Source organism: Bacillus subtilis subsp. subtilis str. 168, assembly GCF_000009045.1.
GTDB classification, from domain to species: Bacteria; Bacillota; Bacilli; order Bacillales; family Bacillaceae; genus Bacillus; species Bacillus subtilis.
The window spans coordinates 1,305,462-1,323,788 of sequence record NC_000964.3 but is presented as its reverse complement, the minus strand read 5'-3'; the positions used below and the strand labels follow the sequence as shown (position 1 = coordinate 1,323,788).

Annotated in this window: 22 protein-coding genes; 6 read left to right on the top strand and 16 right to left on the bottom strand. The window is 45.1% G+C overall.

Features of this window, described 5'->3' with window-relative positions:
• Positions 1–71 precede the first annotated feature (71 nt).
• Genes ykzK through yjzJ form a run of 4 tightly spaced genes read right to left on the bottom strand, consistent with a single transcriptional unit; the run spans position 72 to position 1,941 of the window.
• Entirely contained in the window at positions 72–239 is a 168-nt protein-coding gene (gene ykzK, locus BSU_12539) for a phage PBSX; conserved hypothetical protein (RefSeq protein YP_003097712.1), read from the bottom strand.
• Positions 239–1,039 carry a phage PBSX; putative DNA binding protein gene (gene xkdC / locus BSU_12530; RefSeq protein NP_389135.2) on the bottom strand — a complete coding sequence of 267 codons (801 nt, stop codon included), beginning with the start codon at positions 1,037–1,039 and terminating at the stop codon, positions 239–241. The genes ykzK and xkdC overlap by 1 nt, the downstream gene beginning before the upstream one ends.
• Positions 939–1,775 carry a phage PBSX; conserved hypothetical protein gene (gene xkdB / locus BSU_12520; RefSeq protein ID NP_389134.2) on the bottom strand — a complete coding sequence of 279 codons (837 nt, stop codon included), beginning with the start codon at positions 1,773–1,775 and terminating at the stop codon, positions 939–941. Before xkdB ends, xkdC begins: the two co-directional genes overlap by 101 nt.
• Positions 1,762–1,941: a phage PBSX; conserved hypothetical protein gene (gene yjzJ, locus BSU_12519; RefSeq protein YP_003097711.1), complete on the bottom strand. Its 180-nt coding sequence runs from the start codon at positions 1,939–1,941 to the stop codon at positions 1,762–1,764. Before yjzJ ends, xkdB begins: the two co-directional genes overlap by 14 nt.
• Before the next feature lie 177 nt (positions 1,942–2,118).
• Here yjzJ and xre point away from each other — a divergent pair, with 177 nt between their 5' ends.
• Positions 2,119–2,460 carry a phage PBSX transcriptional regulator gene (gene xre / locus BSU_12510; RefSeq protein ID NP_389133.1) on the top strand — a complete coding sequence of 114 codons (342 nt, stop codon included), beginning with the start codon at positions 2,119–2,121 and terminating at the stop codon, positions 2,458–2,460.
• A gap of 162 nt (positions 2,461–2,622) precedes the next feature.
• Positions 2,623–3,219 (top strand): phage PBSX; putative peptidase, encoded by a 597-nt coding sequence (gene xkdA, locus BSU_12500; RefSeq protein ID NP_389132.3) that lies wholly within the window; start codon positions 2,623–2,625, stop codon positions 3,217–3,219.
• A gap of 43 nt (positions 3,220–3,262) precedes the next feature.
• Here the strand turns inward: xkdA and xpdC are convergent, their stop codons facing one another.
• Both xpdC and pghB read right to left on the bottom strand, forming a co-directional pair.
• On the bottom strand, positions 3,263–4,099 hold the full coding sequence (gene xpdC / locus BSU_12490; RefSeq protein NP_389131.2) for a phage PBSX; manganese-containing peroxidase: 837 nt from the start codon (positions 4,097–4,099) through the stop codon (positions 3,263–3,265).
• Positions 4,100–4,175: 76 nt separating this feature from the next.
• Complete coding sequence (gene pghB, locus BSU_12480; RefSeq protein NP_389130.1) at positions 4,176–4,778, bottom strand: phage PBSX; gamma-polyglutamate hydrolase; 603 nt, start codon at positions 4,776–4,778, stop codon at positions 4,176–4,178.
• Between the two features lie 105 nt (positions 4,779–4,883).
• On the opposite strand from pghB, the gene yjqA reads away from it, so the two are divergent.
• On the top strand, positions 4,884–5,261 hold the full coding sequence (gene yjqA / locus BSU_12470; RefSeq protein ID NP_389129.1) for a phage PBSX; conserved hypothetical protein: 378 nt from the start codon (positions 4,884–4,886) through the stop codon (positions 5,259–5,261).
• A gap of 39 nt (positions 5,262–5,300) precedes the next feature.
• Here the strand turns inward: yjqA and xlyB are convergent, their stop codons facing one another.
• Complete coding sequence (gene xlyB, locus BSU_12460; protein ID NP_389128.1) at positions 5,301–6,254, bottom strand: phage PBSX; N-acetylmuramoyl-L-alanine amidase; 954 nt, start codon at positions 6,252–6,254, stop codon at positions 5,301–5,303.
• Positions 6,255–6,374: 120 nt separating this feature from the next.
• Between xlyB and yjpA the strand changes: the two genes are divergently transcribed.
• On the top strand, positions 6,375–6,632 hold the full coding sequence (gene yjpA, locus BSU_12450) for a putative enzyme (protein NP_389127.2): 258 nt from the start codon (positions 6,375–6,377) through the stop codon (positions 6,630–6,632).
• 27 nt (positions 6,633–6,659) lie between these two features.
• Here yjpA and phrA read toward each other — a convergent pair whose 3' ends face one another.
• The 3 genes from phrA to yjoB all read right to left on the bottom strand — a co-directional run bounded on the left by phrA (position 6,660) and on the right by yjoB (position 9,336).
• Positions 6,660–6,794 (bottom strand): secreted inhibitor of the activity of phosphatase RapA (quorum sensing), encoded by a 135-nt coding sequence (phrA, locus tag BSU_12440; protein ID NP_389126.1) that lies wholly within the window; start codon positions 6,792–6,794, stop codon positions 6,660–6,662.
• Positions 6,784–7,920, bottom strand: a complete 1,137-nt coding sequence (rapA, locus tag BSU_12430; protein NP_389125.1) for a response regulator aspartate phosphatase — start codon at positions 7,918–7,920, stop codon at positions 6,784–6,786. The genes phrA and rapA overlap by 11 nt, the downstream gene beginning before the upstream one ends.
• A 144-nt stretch (positions 7,921–8,064) precedes the next feature.
• Positions 8,065–9,336 (bottom strand): informational ATPase possibly involved in protein degradation, encoded by a 1,272-nt coding sequence (gene yjoB, locus BSU_12420; RefSeq protein NP_389124.1) that lies wholly within the window; start codon positions 9,334–9,336, stop codon positions 8,065–8,067.
• A gap of 148 nt (positions 9,337–9,484) precedes the next feature.
• Between yjoB and yjoA the strand changes: the two genes are divergently transcribed.
• Both yjoA and yjnA read left to right on the top strand, forming a co-directional pair.
• The gene (gene yjoA / locus BSU_12410; RefSeq protein NP_389123.1) at positions 9,485–9,949 is read left to right on the top strand and encodes a putative DNA-binding protein; all 465 of its coding nucleotides are present in this window, start codon (positions 9,485–9,487) and stop codon (positions 9,947–9,949) included.
• Positions 9,950–10,173: 224 nt separating this feature from the next.
• Complete coding sequence (yjnA, locus tag BSU_12400) at positions 10,174–10,938, top strand: putative permease (protein NP_389122.1); 765 nt, start codon at positions 10,174–10,176, stop codon at positions 10,936–10,938.
• A 38-nt stretch (positions 10,939–10,976) separates the two neighbouring features.
• Here yjnA and uxaA read toward each other — a convergent pair whose 3' ends face one another.
• From uxaA to uxuA, 6 genes are all read right to left on the bottom strand, one after another.
• Entirely contained in the window at positions 10,977–12,470 is a 1,494-nt protein-coding gene (uxaA, locus tag BSU_12390; RefSeq protein NP_389121.2) for an altronate dehydratase, read from the bottom strand.
• A complete protein-coding gene (uxaB, locus tag BSU_12380; RefSeq protein NP_389120.1) occupies positions 12,467–13,909 on the bottom strand; it encodes a tagaturonate reductase (altronate oxidoreductase) in 1,443 nt (480 codons plus the stop codon). The genes uxaA and uxaB overlap by 4 nt, the downstream gene beginning before the upstream one ends.
• Before the next feature lie 76 nt (positions 13,910–13,985).
• Positions 13,986–14,987 carry a transcriptional regulator (LacI family) gene (gene exuR, locus BSU_12370; RefSeq protein ID NP_389119.1) on the bottom strand — a complete coding sequence of 334 codons (1,002 nt, stop codon included), beginning with the start codon at positions 14,985–14,987 and terminating at the stop codon, positions 13,986–13,988.
• Positions 14,988–15,074: 87 nt separating this feature from the next.
• Positions 15,075–16,343, bottom strand: coding sequence for a hexuronate transporter (gene exuT, locus BSU_12360; protein ID NP_389118.1), 1,269 nt, complete (start codon positions 16,341–16,343; stop codon positions 15,075–15,077).
• A 47-nt stretch (positions 16,344–16,390) separates the two neighbouring features.
• Complete coding sequence (gene uxuB, locus BSU_12350) at positions 16,391–17,227, bottom strand: fructuronate reductase (RefSeq protein ID NP_389117.1); 837 nt, start codon at positions 17,225–17,227, stop codon at positions 16,391–16,393.
• Positions 17,224–18,303: a D-mannonate dehydratase gene (uxuA, locus tag BSU_12340; protein NP_389116.1), complete on the bottom strand. Its 1,080-nt coding sequence runs from the start codon at positions 18,301–18,303 to the stop codon at positions 17,224–17,226. Before uxuA ends, uxuB begins: the two co-directional genes overlap by 4 nt.
• Between the last annotated feature and the right edge of the window lie 24 nt (positions 18,304–18,327).

Sequence of the window (18,327 nt, the reverse complement as noted above, 5' to 3'; positions counted from 1 at the left end):
TATACCATTGTTCAATGTTTTTTTCTGTTCGCTTTGCCCGAAACAGCAAAGCGATTAGAGCAGTCAGCTGTTTAATCATAGATATTCAGCCTCGCTTTTCCCGCTGTCAGCATTTGCTCCAGCTTTTGAATGACAGGCGTTAAGTCAGTGCCGGACCGGCAGTTCGGACATGGATGAAAAACAACTCCAATACCGGTATGTTCCACAATGACTTTCTTTGTTTGACAAAGCTTACACATTATCTGACGCCCTCCAATCTATGGTTAAGCTCGTAGGCTGCTCCTTTGATAATCACTAAATAGTCACTGCACATCTCATAGATTCTCGTGCCGAGCGCTTCATCGACCCGTACAAGTCCTTCAATTGTCAGCTCGCTCGAAAGCAAAATCGGTTTATGATTTAAGTAGCGATAGTTGAGTACCGAATACATTTGCTCTAATTGCCAATCTGTAGCGCGGGGTTTGCCGTTAACCGGTTTAAACAGATCATCAATGAACAGCACATCCGCCTGCTTCATCCGGTTCAGCTTCGCTTCTAATAGGGCAAAATCATTTTTCAGATCAGTAAAGCCTTCCACGAACGGAAAATAAATGACAGGCACATAGCATGTTCTCATTAATTCGTTGGCTGCGGCGGTCAAAAGGTGTGTTTTCCCTGATCCGGGCTGTCCTAAAAGGGCAATGCTGTTTTTTCGGCAATCCTTGATTTGTTCATAATCGGCAACATACTCTTTTGTACACTCAAATGCGTCTTTTATGGCCTGCGGCTTTCCCTCCGTGCGGAATTCCTTGAAGCCGAGCTGTCTGAAAGCGTGGGTAATCTCACTTGCACCCAGCAGCCGCTTCACTTTTCGTTCTGCCATGCAGCTGCACATCGTCCAGACTTCCAGGCCATTCTGCCTGACGAGATAACCTCCCTGATCCTTGCAGCGCAGGCAATCATACCTGCTTGCGTCTGATTCGGCCGGTTTGTCCGCCAGTAATGGACGTCTCCCTCTTCTCAGCTCGTCCAAAATCTGTTCGATTGTTCGTTTTGTCATGTTTTTTCATCCTCTCATGCTGAATTGCGGCATTCTTTTTGGCTTGCTGCGCGAAAAATCGATCTTCAATGAATTTCGAGCAGTAGCGAAAAGCCTTGATTGTTTCAGAAGCGGCGGTCCGCCGGTTTTCAAAAGCCTGAAAGCATTCTTCAAGCCATTTGATTGTTTGCGTGACAGGAACGCCGATGGCAACAATGCGGGCGATGGCTTGATAATCTCTTGAGGAAGGATACACGGTGCGTCCTTCTTGAGCCGACCGTAATTGTGTAAACCGCTTCGCAATGTGATCCACTGCATCATCAGCAGCAGTATATTTGTTTGTTTTATCTATATCTGTACGGTCGTTTGTGTCCGGTGTCTGCGGCGAAAATGGCCGTTCTTTTAGACTCCCGTGTACAGTATTGTCCGATCTGAAGCTGAATTTTTTTGAATGCTTGACCGAAATCATCAGTCCGTATGGCGCACGGACGGCCTTTATGTAATCATGGTTTTCGAGAAGCTCCAGCCATCTTCTGACGGTTTTTTCACTTACGCCGAAGACTGCCGCCATTTCTCTCGCTTTTAACGGCTTATGGCCGAGTACGATGCCCCAGCTTACGCCGTCTTTTTCGATTTCTTTTGTTGTTGAGCTGATAAACCAGAGAAACAGCCATAACGCCGGGCCAATTTTGTCATAATGTTCTGAATTCAACAACCCTGAATACGTCGGAAAAGGATAGCTTTTATCGTTTTTCATTGTACGCCGCTTCTCCTTTTAACATCATGTATGCTTGAAACTGTTCCTGCGTTTCAAAGTGAAACACCGGAAGGCCGCATGCGGTAAACGAAATGGTGCCGCCGGATTGTCCGAGATGGCGCTGATCTATGGGATTTTCACTAAAAACGATTTGGATCGGATACATGTGATCACTCTCCTGATCTTTTTTGATACATTTTGTATCGGATGTTACCAAGTATAAACGATACATTCTGTATCATCAAGTTATTTTTGATACTTTTTTTATCATAACTTTATTTTGATACATTTTGTATCTATAATCATAAGTAACGTAGGGAGTTTAAAAAAGAGAGGTCATAGTATGATAGGCGGCAGATTGAAGAGTCTCAGAGGGAAAAGGACACAGGAAGAAATCGCATCACACATCGGTGTGTCACGGGCACGATATTCCCACTATGAAAACGGGCGAAGCGAACCCGATTACGACACACTCCAAAAGCTGGCTGATTACTTTCAAGTAACGACTGATTACTTATTAACGGGGAAAGACAAAAAATCCGATGACGATATGTTCTCAGATCCGGACCTGCAGCTTGCATACCGCGATATGCAGGATTTTTCCCCAGAAAGCAAACAGCAGGCCATCGAATTTATCAACTATTTAAAAGAAAAAGAGAAAAACCGCAAACCGAAAAATAAATAAATCGTTCTCTGTTCTCTAAAACATATAAAAAGTAGACCGATATAAAGAAAAAAGTGTTTATTTTTTAAAGAAAAGGGAAAGATTTCTACACTACCTTCCAGTCCTATACGGGCTTTTCTTTCTCGCTAAAAACAGAACAAACGTTCGAAAGGGAGTATTCAATTGGGCGATTACTTATCACATCTGGAGGAATACGTTAAAAATTTATACGGCCGGCTGGGCATCACATCCCCTCATCACATTGACATGCTGAAAATCGCAAAGGATCTGGATATTTGGGTGCATTTTGAGGATATGGGGAGCATGATGGTGAAATACGACGGCATGTACAGTATCGTATTGAACCAAAAAAAGTCACGGGAAGAGCAATGGGAGGATTTTGGCCATGAGCTGTGCCACGTGTTAAAGCATGCAGGCAATCATTTTCAGATGAACAAGCTCTTCAGAGAGCTTCAGGAATTCCAGGCAAATCAATTTATGTACCACTTCTGTGTGCCAACCTTTATGCTGTTGCAGATGGAACTGCCGCAATGGAGAAGCCAGGCACTCGCCACAATTGCGGCGGTATTCCGGGTAACAAAGGAATTTGCTGATAAAAGGCTTGACATGTTTGAACGGCGTAAAGCAGGTATTCAATTTCAGAAGCGGCTCGCTTATTTATTATCTCACAAGCGGCCAAATGCGTACGAGGAAGGCGATCAGCAGCACTTGCAGGTCGCTGAGGAAAAAGCGTTATATCATATTGGTAAAAACATCTGATCAAATACGGGCTGAGGATATATTCCTCAGCCCAGAAGAGAACCTAACATTTCGACATTGGGGGAACTGTATTATGCAGCCACATGGGCGCCGGTTTAAGATGAGGCGCAGATGCGAACGCAATCGGAGCCGGGATATACCTGAATTCACCCCGGCCGTCAAAGGCTTCCCCATGTGCCCATCTTCCTTGTGAGCTTTCATCTCCCCTGGAAAAGTTAAACAGGTCATAGGAGACTTCCTGCTTTTCGAGCTCACGCGGAAACGTCGTCGGGACGACAATATCCCGTTCTCTTTCCTCCAGCTCTTTAATGGCCGCGTACCACATATTTTGATGATAGGTATCCCTTGCAATCAAAAATGACAGCATATCTCTTACCCCTGGATCATCGGTCATGGCATAAAGCCGTGTCACCTGAAGGCGTCCTTGGGCCTCCGCATTTAAGTTAGCGCGAAAATCGGCCAGCAGGTTTCCGCTTGAGATAATGTATTTTGCATTCCACGGATAGCCCTCACTATCTGATGCCATCGCCCCCAATCCGGACACAATCGCGTGCTGAGGGTTCATCCCTGACATGACTGCTGCAATAGCGGGATTGCTTTTATAAGCATCCTCCTGTACATCCGCGGGTGCATTGTCCAGAAGCCTGGAAATCATCGTTGCCAGCATTTCTACGTGCCCAATCTCTTCGGTCCCCACATCATATAACAAATCTTTATACTTAGCATCCGCCCTGCAGTTAAACCCTTGAAACAAATACTGCATCATGACGCTAATTTCACCGAATTGGCCGCCGAGCACCTCTTGAAGTTTTTTCGCATAAACCGGATCGGGATGAGCTGGCTTTGCTTGATATTGAAGCTCTTTTATATGATAAAACATGAATCATTCCTCCCCACACTTTCGCACAACCCCAGCGTATGAAGGAATAGGCCAACCGTGCAGGTCCCGTCTAGTTTTATGTATAAAAGCCAAGCTTGACGGCTTCCACATATCGATCAAACAAATCGTTTTGTATGTAGCTTTTATCACGGCACCCAAAATTGCGGAATAGCGCATTTCGCTGTGCCGTGCTTACCTCCAATTGCAGTCCCATTTCTCTTTTCGTCCGATTGACAATATTGTTTGGGTGTACACCTGCCAGGCGGTCTTTCTCATTAGTGAGCTCGGCGCTAAAACCCGCTTCATTCAGACGCTCACAAATGAGCTTGGCTTTTTTACGATCCGCCCCGCCGACCAATGTATGCGGGATTTTCGGATCATAATACCCGTGAAACGCTAATGCGTAATGGTGGTCATTCACTTTTTCTAAAGCCAGCGGCTCATCAAAACGAATGCTAGTGAGATGCAAGGAACGGTTGTTTCGCTGCTTTAGACCCTCAAACAAATAGATGGAACATCGATCCGAAAATGCCCGCACCAGTTCACTGACGCCAGGCTCAATTCTGCCGCCGTGAGGACCGAGGACGATAAGCTCACTTCCGTTTTTCTCCTCATAAATAATCCGGTACTCCGACTCAGAAGCAGAAAGGGCCGCAAAGCTGTCATACATATCTTCCATCTTGAACGCCCCCCTTTACCAGTCAGCACCAGTTTACTCTACTCATCTATGAATGAAAACCTTTTTTATAGTATGATTTGATAGAATACGCAGAGGAGGTATATGATGGGGTTTATTGATGGATTACTCGGCAATGCATCAACACTGTCAACGGCAGCTGTGCAAGAAGAGCTTGCCCATATTTTACTTGAGGGTGAGAAGGTTGAAGCCGCGTTTAAGCTGGTTCGCGATTTGATTGTCTTTACTGACAAGCGGCTTATCCTTGTAGATAAACAGGGAATTACAGGCAAGAAAACGGAATTTCAATCGATTCCGTACAAAAGCATTTCCAGATTCAGCGTGGAAACTGCCGGCCGCTTTGACCTTGATTCAGAGCTGAAAATTTGGATCTCCGGCGCGGAACTTCCCGCTGTCTCAAAGCAGTTTAAAAAAGATGAAAGCATTTATGATATTCAAAAGGTGCTTGCCGCAGTTTGTATGTAAGGCGAAAAGACGGAAGCTTCACAGCTTCCGTCTTTTCATTTACAGCTTTTCCTCCATCTTCGCTTTCGTTTTCGGACCGTAAATCCCATCAGCCGTTAAACCGCTGACAGACTGAAAACGTTTCACTGCATTAGCTGTTTTCGGGCCATAAACGCCGTCAACGCCGTGATTTTTCGCTCCTTTATCAGGATAAAAATAAAGAGCGGCTAAAGCAGTCTGCACCTGCTTTACTTTTGTCCCTTGCGTCAGCGGGCTTGTCACTTTGATCACGCCGGATGGGAGCGGATATGAGGATGCGGCATGGCTTTTAGAAGCAGATGCCGTCTGAGGCAGTTTGATCACCTGTCCGATTTTGATGTGGTTCGGGTCAGTGATATGATTTATGCTTTGCAGCGTTTTCACACTGGCCCCGTGTGATGCGGCAATCCCTGACAGTGTGTCACCTTTTTTTACATGATATTCAGACGCCGAAGAAGAGACTGCAGCTTTTTTCGCTGATACGCCCCCGTTTAATTCCTTTTCAATCGCCGCCTTCACTTGATCCCAGCGCCCCTCTGATAAAATGCGGTGCGGGCAATACTTTCCGCTCCAGTCCTGATGCTTTCTCACCCGATCGATGCCCCAGCCGCGCTCCTTCAACAGCTGTGCAACAAATGAAATCGCCAAGGCTTCAGCTGCCTCATACTTCGGGCCTCCCGATTTGCTGTAGCAAATCTCAACACCGATTGATTTGCGGTTTCCCGGACCGTTTGTGCCGTCACCAGTGTGCCAAGCGTTTCGGTTAAGCGGCAGACCTTGAATCACCTCTTGATCATCGACCGCAAAATGAAAGCTTGTCGAGCTTGTGTTCCCGATCATATAGCTGATTTCATTGGCCGCTGATGCATCGTTTGCCGTGTTGTGAATGGTAATGTATTCAGCGGACATTGCATTAGGACACTTCAACGCGTATTTCGCCTCAGAAACCAAATTTTTCTTTACTGGAATGCTCACCTATCATCTCTCCTTTTCTTTTTTCATAAATAGGTGGCATTCGTAGGACGAAAAGCTCATATCATCTATCACCGTAATATGGATAAATGTGTTAAACTGAAGTTCACGGAGGGTCTGAATATGTATACATATTTAATGCTGACAATGAGAACGGAGAAATTTAATCAGGAGCATGTGGCTGGGCACTATGAATTTCTGGATCGTTTACAGGCAGAAAAACGTTTAAAAATGTTTGGGCCATTCAGCGACGCCACAGGCGGAGCGTATGTCATCGAAGCAGATTCACTGGAAGAGGCAGCGGAAATCGGCCATGCGGATCCGCTGGTGGCAAGTGGATCTTCTGAGCTGACGATAAAAGAATGGAAGCTGAAGAAATAAAAAGCCCTAAGGGTCTTTTTTTATGCATCATGTTTGATTGCGTGCCGCAATATGAAATGTTTTCCCTTCTGTGTTTGCTGTTTCACCTGCATGAACCATCACCTGAGTAAAGCTGAACCCGACCGCAACGAGCAACAAACCTGACATCCATTTAGATTTCATATAAACAATCTCCTCTCTGGATTTGTTTTTGTGCGTGCACCATTTTCTCATAAAATGAAAGTGCTTTTTCGGGCTGTCCGTTTTCTATATAGAATTGGGCAGCATCATGCGCCAGCTCTTCAATATAAGGATACAGCATATGTTCTTCAAGAAATTGAAAGGTGTGTGAGACTGATTCTGTGTCAATGTTTTTTCCGTATAACGCATGTAAAAATTGAAAAAGCTCCACAAATAATTCATCACTGTATTGACGGGCGATTTCCAATCCTTCACGATACTTTTTTTGCGCTTCGGCGTCATTTTTTTGTTTATACAGAACTTGTGTTAAAGAGTAGATAGAATGCGGAAGATTATCGAACTTTTCCGACTTGCAAATAGAAACAGATTTCCCAAAGTATTCGGCTGCCTTTTGCAGTTCACCCATTTTCTCATAGCAGTTTCCGAGATTATATAGGGCAGAACTGATCAGGCGGGGATTGCCTTCTTTCTTTGCAAGATCTAAAGCCAGTTCTAAGTGGGGCAATGCTCTTTCTGGATACTGCATATCATCATAATTACCTGCAATAACGAATTCACATTGGATTCTGCGGACGGTGTACGTTTCATACATTTGGTATGTTTCTAATGCCTGAACGGCGTAGCTCATCGAAACATAGGTTTGTTTTAAATTGTAAAAAATCTCAGCCATTTTAAAAGCAAACTCTGCTTTCTCAATATCATCCGAGACGAGGGCAAGATTCTTTTCTGCCCGTTTATAATACATCATGGCACTGACAAACATCTTCTGCTTAAATTCATACATTCCTCGAAAAAAATTAAAGTAATATTCGAGAAGCCCTGTCAGCTTGTACTGATTCCCTTCGATGTCTTCTAACAATTCTGAAAACTCTAGCTGCGACGTGTCCTCTCCAAAAGGCTTAATGTAATCCAGCATGACACGGTGCCTGAACTCCATTAAAGAATAATACAGCAGCAAATCTTGGTCTTCTTCCATATCCTCAATTTCTCTTTCTACTTCGAGCTTGACCCGTTCGGCTTCAGCGACGTGGAACTGCCGGATATGAGTATACCATTCATTAATTTTAAGCCCGACATAAGAGGACGGAATCGTCTGCTTCATCCTCAATTAATCCCCCCTTTTGAATTACCCGAGATATGTCATATTTTATCATATTTACAAGAAAAAGAAGAACGCAAAATAACCGCAATTGTCGAATTTCGGCTAACCGCAACAAAAAAGCACGGGTTTTTCAAACACCCGTGCTTTCTTTTAGTGAAAACCGACTTTGTTTCTTTCCATCCAGCTTCCCCGCTGGCTTTTTCTTTGCTCTCCTGTCATGTCTTTCACCATGGTTTCAATATGGTGATTCCCTTCTTGGTGCCATTGAAGGGCTGAAGATACATATAATTCTCCCAGCTGTGCAAAGGAAAAGCCTTCTGTAAGTTTTGCGGCGTTTTTTATTTCTCCTTCACTCAAAAAGATGCCAAAGCCTCTCATTTTCATATATTCCAGCCGCAGCTCTTCATCCGGAAGCCCGATTTCATAGGCACGGTCAAATCGTCCTGCACGATTCATCAAACCTGGATCGATCTCTTCGGGATAGTTTGTCGTACCGATGAGAAATAGCCCCTCTTTTGATGTCGCGCCGTCCAGCGTATTGAGAAAAAAGGACCGCACATCTTCCGGCATCGAATCTATATCCTCGATGACCAGAACTGCAGGAGCGAGGCGTCTCGCTGCCTGAAAGACTTCTTCTATTGTCTCGCTCGACGTAAATTCAGTAATTTGCCAATAAGCAACAGGTGCATCGATACTGCCTGCGATCGACTTCACTAACGTCGTCTTTCCGTTTCCAGGAGGTCCATATAACAGAATGCCGCGCTTGTAAGGGATGTCATATGTTTGATAAAACGATTTATCACTATGAAAAAACTGATCAATTGATCTGTATATCTCTTTTTTCAATAGCGGATTCATGATGACTTGACTCCGCTGAACCTCTCTGACAATGGCTTCCTGCTCTCTTGAAGTCCCTCCATCTCCATCCGTAAACACGGTCACTTTCCGCTTGCTTTTTTCCCAAAGACGCGGTCTGACTCCCTCCAGAAATGCACGCATCTTTTCATCGTTAACCGCAAACAGACAATCAAAACTCATAATGCTCCCATCTTGAAAATATGGAATTCTGGCAAAAGCAACTCCCTTTTCAGGATACGCGTATACACTGTTTCTTATAGACTTATGGACGGTATAATCCGGTTCTTTCTCATCTTCATCGTAAGCAAAGGTTTTCTTTTCAAGCTTTTCAAATATATATGCCACATGCTCAGGCTCCAATGAACCGCTGCGGACATCTTCTACAAGAAGCTCCCAGTATTCCGTATTTGGATCATCACTGGCATAGAGCTCATAGAATACACCGTATTGATCATAAAGCGTTTCTTCAATCCGTGTGATAAGGTAACCGAAAGTGCCGTAGCCCGCCGCAGCTCTTTCATTCTCTTTTTCTTCGTACTGATAAATGAAAGGTATGTTAGTCATGTTTATACTCCATTTCATGTTTTGTGAACGTTATATATACGATTGACATAGCATTTTGTTTCATCCCACAGCATATTACTTGTGAATTCATAACCGTTGATATAGGATTTCATTGCACCATTTATTTTTACATATGGAGGAGATCATAATGTGCCAATCCAATCAAATTGTCAGCCATTTTTTATCCCATCGAAACGTGACCAATGAGCTTGCCGAAAAAATCAGCAAAGACCATTACAGCTACAAACCGGCAGAAACATCAATGTCAGCAGAAGAGCTGGTCAAACACATTCTTACGTCTTTCCACTTGTTCGCAAATGTCATTAAGGAAGGCAATGCCTCACCATTTCAAAACAAGCAGGAAGAAACAGAAACAGATCTCAATGTTCTGGCAAAAACATATACAGAAAAAACGGTCGCTATCCTTGAACAGCTGACTGAAGAGCAGCTGGACAGAGAAATTGATCTGACATCCGCTTTCGGCAGAAAAGTCACAGGCCGCGCGCTGCTTCAGCTTGCAATGGAGCATGAAATTCACCATAAAGGCAACCTGTTCGTGTATGTGCGGGAAATGGGCCACACTGAGCTTCCTTTCTATCAGCAGCGCATGTAGCGTAAACAAGAAAAAAGATACCTGTTAAGAGGTATCTTTTTTTTGCGCCTTTAGTACTTCTCGATTTCGTCCAGACACTCATTATAGGGCAAATGAATAGAGATATTGAGCATACCAAAATTTCAAGCAACTAACGTGCAAAAATTCAAAAAATTTAATTGATTAACGCGTCCTAATCATATATAATCTGATAAAAATAGTCGGGTTTTCAGGAGGCCTTTATCATGAGTGTAAGCATCATATTGATGGGTTTGTTTGTCGGAGCCTTAGTCGGATTGACGGGAGTGGGTGGAGCGGCCTTATTAACTCCCCTTTTAATTGTGCTTGGAATTAATCCTTCCATCGCGGTCGGTACGGATCTTGTATATAACTCGATCACAAAGCTGTTTGGCGTTGCCTCCCATTGGCGGCAGAAAACGATTAACTTTAAATTGGTAAAATACTTAGCCATCGGCAGTATTCCGAGTGCTTCGCTAGCCATTGGCATATTGCATTTGTTCCCCGCCTTTCACCAGCATCAGGAAGAAATTATTAAGCACGCTCTAGGATATGTGTTAACGCTGGTTGCCATTTCAATCATCGTTCGTTTGTTTTTGGATAGAAAACTTCGCCCCAACCGCTGGCAGCTGATGCCGCTTGAAAATAAGAGGGCGCTGACAATTCTTATTGGTGTTGTGTTTGGGTTTATCGTCGGATTAACATCAATCGGGTCCGGCTCATTATTTGCAATCGCCATGATTTACTTATTTAACATGAAAGCGTCACAGATTGTCGGAACCGATATCGCGCATGCTTTTCTTCTTGTTACGGCAGCAGGCATTTTGAACGCAAGCTTCGGAAGCGTGGATTACATGCTGGCAGCTAATCTGCTCCTCGGTTCAATTCCCGGCGTACTGATCGGGAGCCATCTTTCGCCTCGATTCTCCCCGCGTCCACTGCAATTTATTATGGCTTCCATTATTTTAGTCAGCGGTTTAAAATTGATTTAATGAAGAAGGCTATCCGCTTGAAGGATAGCCTTTTCTTATTATAACGTCACACCCGATTTAAAAATGGCGAGTTCTTTGAAATCATTTTTTTCATGGTTCACAAGCTGGCCGCTTGCCACCTCAATCATATAGTGGATAAACTCACGCAGCACATATTCCTCATGAACATCATCCTCTGCTAAAAGGCCTGCGTTAAAATCAATCCAATGCGGCTTCGCCTCATACAGCTCGGTGTTTGTCGCTACTTTCACCGTCGGGACAAAGGTGCCAAACGGCGTGCCTCTTCCCGTTGTAAAGAGGACAATTTGGCAGCCGGCAGCCGCCAATGCGGAGGAGGCGATCAAATCATTGCCCGGTGCGCTCAAAAGAGTCAGCCCTTTTGTCTTGAGTACTTCACCGTATTTCAAGACATCCGTGACAGGAGAAATCCCCGCTTTTTGCGTACAGCCCAGCGATTTATCCTCAAGTGTAGAAATGCCGCCCGCTTTGTTGCCCGGTGAAGGATTTTCGTACACCGGCTGATCATGTTTAATAAAGTATTGTTTGAAATCATTGATTAAATCGACTATCTTATGAAACACTTCTTCATTGGCAGCCCGCTGCATCAGGATGGTTTCTGCGCCGAACATTTCCGGTACTTCCGTCAGCACAGTACTCCCTCCCTGTGCAATGAGATAATCTGAAAAACGTCCAAGCAGCGGGTTTGCGGTTATGCCGGAAAAACCGTCCGAACCTCCGCATTTCAGCCCGATCTTCAGTTCAGACAGCGGAATGTCTTCTCTCTTATCTCCTTTGGCCGCTTCATGAATTTCCTTCAGCAAAGCAACGCCTGCCTCCATTTCGTCGGTCACCGACTGGGATTCCAGAAACTTCACCCGCTTCAAGTTCACATCTTGCAGTGCTTCCTTCATTCTTGCCAGCTCATTGTTTTCACAGCCAAGCCCTAACACCAAGACGCCGCCGGCATTTGGATGGCGAATGGCATTCAGCAGGATCTGCTTCGTATTTTCATGATCGTCGCCAAGCTGCGAGCATCCGTATTGATGCTTTAACACCAGTACGTTATCAAATGGAGCGATATCCCCTGTTTCTCTGACAAAACGCTGCAGCATTTTTTCTGCTATTCCATTGACACAGCCGACAGTTGGGACAATCCACAATTCATTCCGTACACCCGCATCTCCGTTTTCTCTTCTAAAACCTTTAAACGTCCGGTTCTCATTAGAATACGGATTTTCATCAAATCTCGGTGTATAGCTGTATAATTGGATATCAGACAGGTTTGTTTTCGTATTATGGACATGAATATGCTCTCCGATCGAGATATCTTGTGATGCATGACCGATTGGAAACCCGTACTTGACGATGCTGTCGTTTTCTTTGATAGACTGCAATGCAATCTTATGGCCTCTTTTTATATCATCCTTTACTTCAATCGACACGCCGTAAGCATGCAGCCTCTCTCCCTTTTGAATATCCCGCAGAGCAAGAAGGACATTATCTTGCTTATGAATCTTTATAAACGACTTCAACGTACCTCTCCCCCTTGTATGCAGTATTGTTCAAGAGCCCTCTGCATGCCCAGCTCATGAATATGATTCAAGTAAACAGCGACTCTATCAGTCAGCTTCGGTATCTCATTGAGATCTGCCCCCCACAGCCGCTGTTCGCCTAACACTCTTGATGCAATCCGAAGCATGTCGCCATCCTCCTGACACCAAACCTCTTTGAAAAATTGAAGAACTGCCGGATCATCCTGCAATGTCTCGTTATCATGATAAAAATACAGAAGAGCGCTGAAAGAAAACACCAAGCGTTCAGGAAGCTGTCCCTTTTGTTCAGCATATTCCTTAAGAGTCGGCAGGTTTCTCGTTTTGAATTTGGAAATGGCGTTCAATGCAATGCTTTCCAGGTAATGCTTAATATACGGGTTTTTAAAACGGTTCAGCACATCGTCAGCATACTGAGAAAGACCTTCCATTTTTAAAACAGGAAGAATTTCGTCATCAATCAGCTCTCTTATAAATCGCCCCACTTCCGGATGCTCGACTGCATCCCTAACAGTCTTCAAGCCGTATAATAAAGCCACTGGCGTCATTGCTGTATGAGCGCCATTTAAAATTCTTACTTTTTTAGTCCGGTATGGGGTGAGGTCGCTGACGATCTTTGTATGCAGCCCTGCAGCCGCAAAGGGAAGTTCTTTTCCAATCCAATCAGGCCCCTCGATAACCCACAAATAATATTGCTCTCCCACAACTATCAAATCATCCTGATAGCCAAGATCTGCCGTGATCTCATCAATGCTGTCGACGGGAAAACCCGGAACAATCCGGTCTACTAAACTATTACAAAATGTATTGGCCTCATGAATCCACTGTGTAAATCCTTCCTCCAGCTTCCACAGATGTGCATAATGAAGAACCGTTTCCCTCAGCTTTTCACCGTTATTCTCGATCAGTTCACATGGGATCAGGACACACCCTTTTGTCTGATCTCCTTTAAAAGCCTGATAGCGAAAGTAAAGAAATGCAGTTAATTTCCCAGGGAATGTTTTTTGCGGCCTATCCTCTAAACGATCTTTTTCATCACATACAATCCCAGCCTCAGTGGTGTTGGAGATAATAAACCGAAGCCTTTCGCTTGATGCCAATTCTTTGTATGCTTCATAATCAGAAAACAGGTCAATTCCCCGGCTGATTGAGTTGATAATCATATGCTCGTTTACCGCTTCTCCGTCTTTCATTCCTTGTAAAAAAAGTGTATATAATCCATCTTGCTCATTTAATCGTTTGATTTTTTCTGAGCCTCTTGGCTGGACAACTGCCACGCTCCCATTAAAATCAGTGTGTTGATTCAATTGATCAATCTGCCAATCGATAAATCCCCGAAGAAAGTTTCCTTCTCCGAATTGGAGAATTTTTTCTGGATACTGAGTATAGTGATCGTACACATTTTTATTCAGCTTCTGCACCCTTATTGCCTCCCTCTCACTTTATGCACACGTTAACATTTTTCTGTATAAAGAATGCCCGCTGAAAAACGGGACATCACGTCGTCAATCGTCTGACTGAATCACGCACCATAAATTCTGTGTTTTCCAAGATTTTTTCTGCTTTTGTTTCGGGCTCGCTGATCAGCGACAAGAGTTTTTGCGCACCGAGCACGCTTATTTTCTCCACTGGGCGCTTTACTGTTGAAAGCCTTGGCGTGATGTACTGTGAAAACCCAATATCATCAAACCCGATCACCGAAATATCATCAGGAACGCGCAGGCCCTTTGCGAATATCGCATTCATCGCTCCGATTGCCATGTCATCATTCGAACAAAAAACAGCGGTTGGAGGATTCGGCAGTGCCAGCAGCCGCTCCATCGCTTGAAAGCCGCTTTCCATATCGTACTGTCCTTTGACACTGTATTCATGCTTGATCGGAATATGATGTTGAATCAGTGCGGATAAGTACCCTTCCTTTCGCTGCTGGGAGGATTTAAAGCCTTCGATCCCCTCGATGATGGCGATGTCTTGATGTCCGGACTGAATGAAGTATTCTACAGCTTCTTGAGAGCCTTCCTTGTCATTGGACAAAATATTCGTGATGGTACGATCATCAATATCACGATTCAGCACGACAAGCGGAATGTTTTTTTCGCGAATATGGTAAATAAAAGAATTATCAATGTCACTTTGGCTCATTAAAATGATGCCGTCATATCTCATCGGTGTAACGGAGTCATAGTTTTTCAGATCATCAATGCCGCGCACATACAGATTGTAATCCTCACTTATGGCTTGATTGACGCCTTTGATAGTGTCTGCAAAGAAGCTGTGTGAGGTTCCGTTTGTAATGCTTGTAAAGAATAGCCCGATCGTATGCGACTTTTGCATCGCCAGACTTTTCGCATTTACATTTGGTGTATAGTTGAGCTGCTCTGCTAGCTCTAATATTTTTTTCTTCGTATGTTCTTTGATGTAAGGGCTGTTGTTGAGTGCTCTGGAAACAGTAGTGTGGGATACGTTTGCGAGTTTTGCGATATCTTTTATGGTTACCATCTAATTCCCTTCCTTATCATACCGGCTGCGATTATTTACTGTATATTGTATCATCAAACATACCGCCTCTCCCACTATATTTCCAGATTAATAAGACACAGGATTCTCAGCTTCTGTTCCCGCTGGCTTACCAATGATTGGACGGACAAAACGAATCACAGCAAGTGAAGCGAAGACAGCCAGCCCACCGGCAAGCAAAAATGCTCCAGAAAACGTGCCTGTTTGGTCAACAATAAATCCGGTTAAAGCCGGGCCGATAATTCCTGCCGTGTTGGCGAGGAAATGCATGAAGCCGCCAACAGAACCGACATTGTTTTGATCAACCACATCTTGAATGACAGCCCAATAGATAGCACCGGTCAAATAAAGAAAGAACACTGACAGAGCGACAAGAGTGACAGCCCCCGCAGTCGTTGCCACAAGCCCGGCAAAACCAATCAGGACAGCTGATGAAAACAAACACGTGACAAGCACAACCTTGCGCGAGAACAGCACACCTTTTCGGGCCGTTTTTTTGTACACATAGTCAGAAACAAATCCCCCCGCAGCCAGCCCGATAAATCCTAAAATCCACGGTATGACCGTGATGACACTCATCGATTCAACACTTAATCCCCGCTCGTCGACAAGATAGCTCGGAAACCATGTCAAAAAGAAGAAGAGGATGTAGTTGTAAGCGAAAAAAGCGAACGCCGTGAACAGGACTGTTTTTTGCTTCAGGTAAAAGGTGAGCGGAATTTTTTCTCCGGGAGACGTTTCTGCTTTTATTGCCGGTGCTTCCTTGATCGTCTCTTGCGGCTTTTCTTTGACAAACTTGAACCAGAGCACTGCCCATATCAATCCAATAATCATAATGAGAACGAAGGATACCTTCCAGCTGAACGCCACTGCGATCATGCCGACTATCGGGCCGGAAATGGCTCCCCCGAGGGGCGTGCCGCTGTTGGTTACACCGATAACGGACGCCCGCTGGGTCGGCGGGAACCAGTTGTTCACCATCTTGTTGATGGTCGCCGAAAGCGGGCCTTCTCCCATTCCGAAGAGAATGCGTATAATCAGCAGGCTGACAAAGCCAAAAGCGAGGGCGACTGCTCCGCTAAACAGCGACCAAACAACCATCGCGACAAACAAGGTCAGCTTTGCCCCATAGCGGTCGGATGCCACGCCCCCAAGAAAATTAAAAATGGCATAACCTATCGAAAAACTGCTGAAAATCAAGCCCATTTGTGTGGCAGACAATGTGAGATCATCCTGAATAAAAGGAGCTGCAATGGAAAGCGCCGAGCGATCCAGGTAATTAATCACCCCTGCCAGGAACAAAAAAAGGATAACGGGAAGCTTATCTTTTGAAAACATCTCAACCTCACCCCTATGTTGGTTCAGTTTCTGTTGCACCGCTTTCGTTACACACCTGAATAAGCCATAAATCCTCCATCGACAGGAACGGTGATCCCAGTGACAAAACCGGAATAGGATTCATCCGCCAGCCAAAGGAGCGTACCGAGCAAATCCTCCGGTTTTCCGAAGCGCTTCATCGGTGTTCCCGCAATAATTTTGTGAGATCGGCTGGTGAACGTTCCGTCTTGGTTGATCAGCAGATCATGATTTTGTTTTGTCAGAAAGAAGCCTGGGGCAATCGCATTGACCCGCAGCCCGGTTTCGGCAAAATGAACAGCCATCCACATCGTAAAATTATTGATGGATGCTTTCGCAGCACTGTATGCCGGAACCTTCGTCATAGGTGAATAAGCACTCATGGAAGAAAGGTTGATGATCGCGGGTGAATCCGCCTTCAGCAGTTCTTTACCAAACACTTGCGAGGCCAGAAACGCACCGGTGAAGTTGGTGGAGAATACAGTTAGAAAGCCCCTCTCATCCATATCAAAAAAGGATTGGCCTTCTCCCGCTTCTTCATATGTCTCCACATCGGTTATCGCGTCAGGATGATTGCCGCCAGCCCCGTTAATTAACAGATCAACAGCGCCAAATTGGCCAAGGATGTCTTCCTTTGCCCGCTCCAGTGACATCCTGTCCAGCACATCCGCAGCAACAGCGCACGCTGTGCCGCCAGCCGCCGTTATCTCCTTCACGACCGCTTGGCCTTTTTCAGCCGTCCGATTCAAAATCGCCACCTTCATGCCATGACGGGCTAGCTCCCGGGCCATCGCAGAGCAAAGCACGCCGCTGCCGCCAGTGATGACAGCCGTTTTACCAGCCAGGTTCTCATGCAGCGGGATCATATGCCCACCTCTTTTTTTGCCATTGCTTCATAAGCGTCCCACAGCCCGTTCAAATACATGATGCCAAGTGCCCGATCGTATAAGCCATATCCCGGGCGGCATTGCTCGCCCCAAAGATGGCGCCCATGATCCGGTCTGACATATCCTTCGTAATCCTGCTTATGCAGTTCTTCCATCACGCCTTGAATGTTGATCGAACCATCCTTTGTTAAATGAGATGTTTCAATAAAATCGCCATTCTCATAAATTTTCACATTGCGAATATGTGAAAATGGAGCGATGCCGGCATACGTTTTAGCGATCTCCACCATGTCGTTAGCGGGATTGGCTCCCATTGAACCTGTACAAAGGGTGATACAATTAGACGGTGAATCTGATATCGCCCGCAGTTTCTTATAGCTTGCCTCTCCTGTGATAATGCGCGGCAGTCCGAAAATCGGCCACGGCGGGTCATCCGGATGAATGGCCATTTGAACACCATAGGCCTCAGCAACAGGAAGAATTTCCTGCAAAAAGAATGATAAATTGTCCCATAGCTTTTCTTCATCGACCGTTCTGTAGGCAGCAAAAAGCTCTTTGATCCGAGCCAATTTTTCGGGCTCCCACCCCGGCAGTGTCATGTCGGATGCTTCCTCCACCGTCCGAATCAGCTCTTGAGGATCAAGGCTTTCCACCTTGGCCTTTTCAAAAAACAGAGCGGTCGATCCATCTTCTAGCGGCCGGAACATGTCCGTGCGTGTCCAATCAAAAACCGGCATAAAATTATAGCAGATCACTTTCACGCCAAATCCGGCAAGGTTGCGGATCGTTTGCTTGTAGTTTTCAATATACCGGCCGCGTTCTTCGTTCCCAAGTTTAATCGCTTCGTGAACATTCACGCTTTCTACAACTTCAGCATGAAAACCATAGGATTGAATATATTCAGTTTCGGCTCTGATTTCTTCTTTTTCCCACACGTCGCCGACGGGCTTTTGATGGAGAGCCCAAACGATGCCTTTGACACCGGGAATTTGCTTCACGTATTCAAGTGTGACTGTATCGTTGCCTCGTCCATACCATCGGAATGTCATATTCATGCTCGCACCTCCGGATTCAGTCAT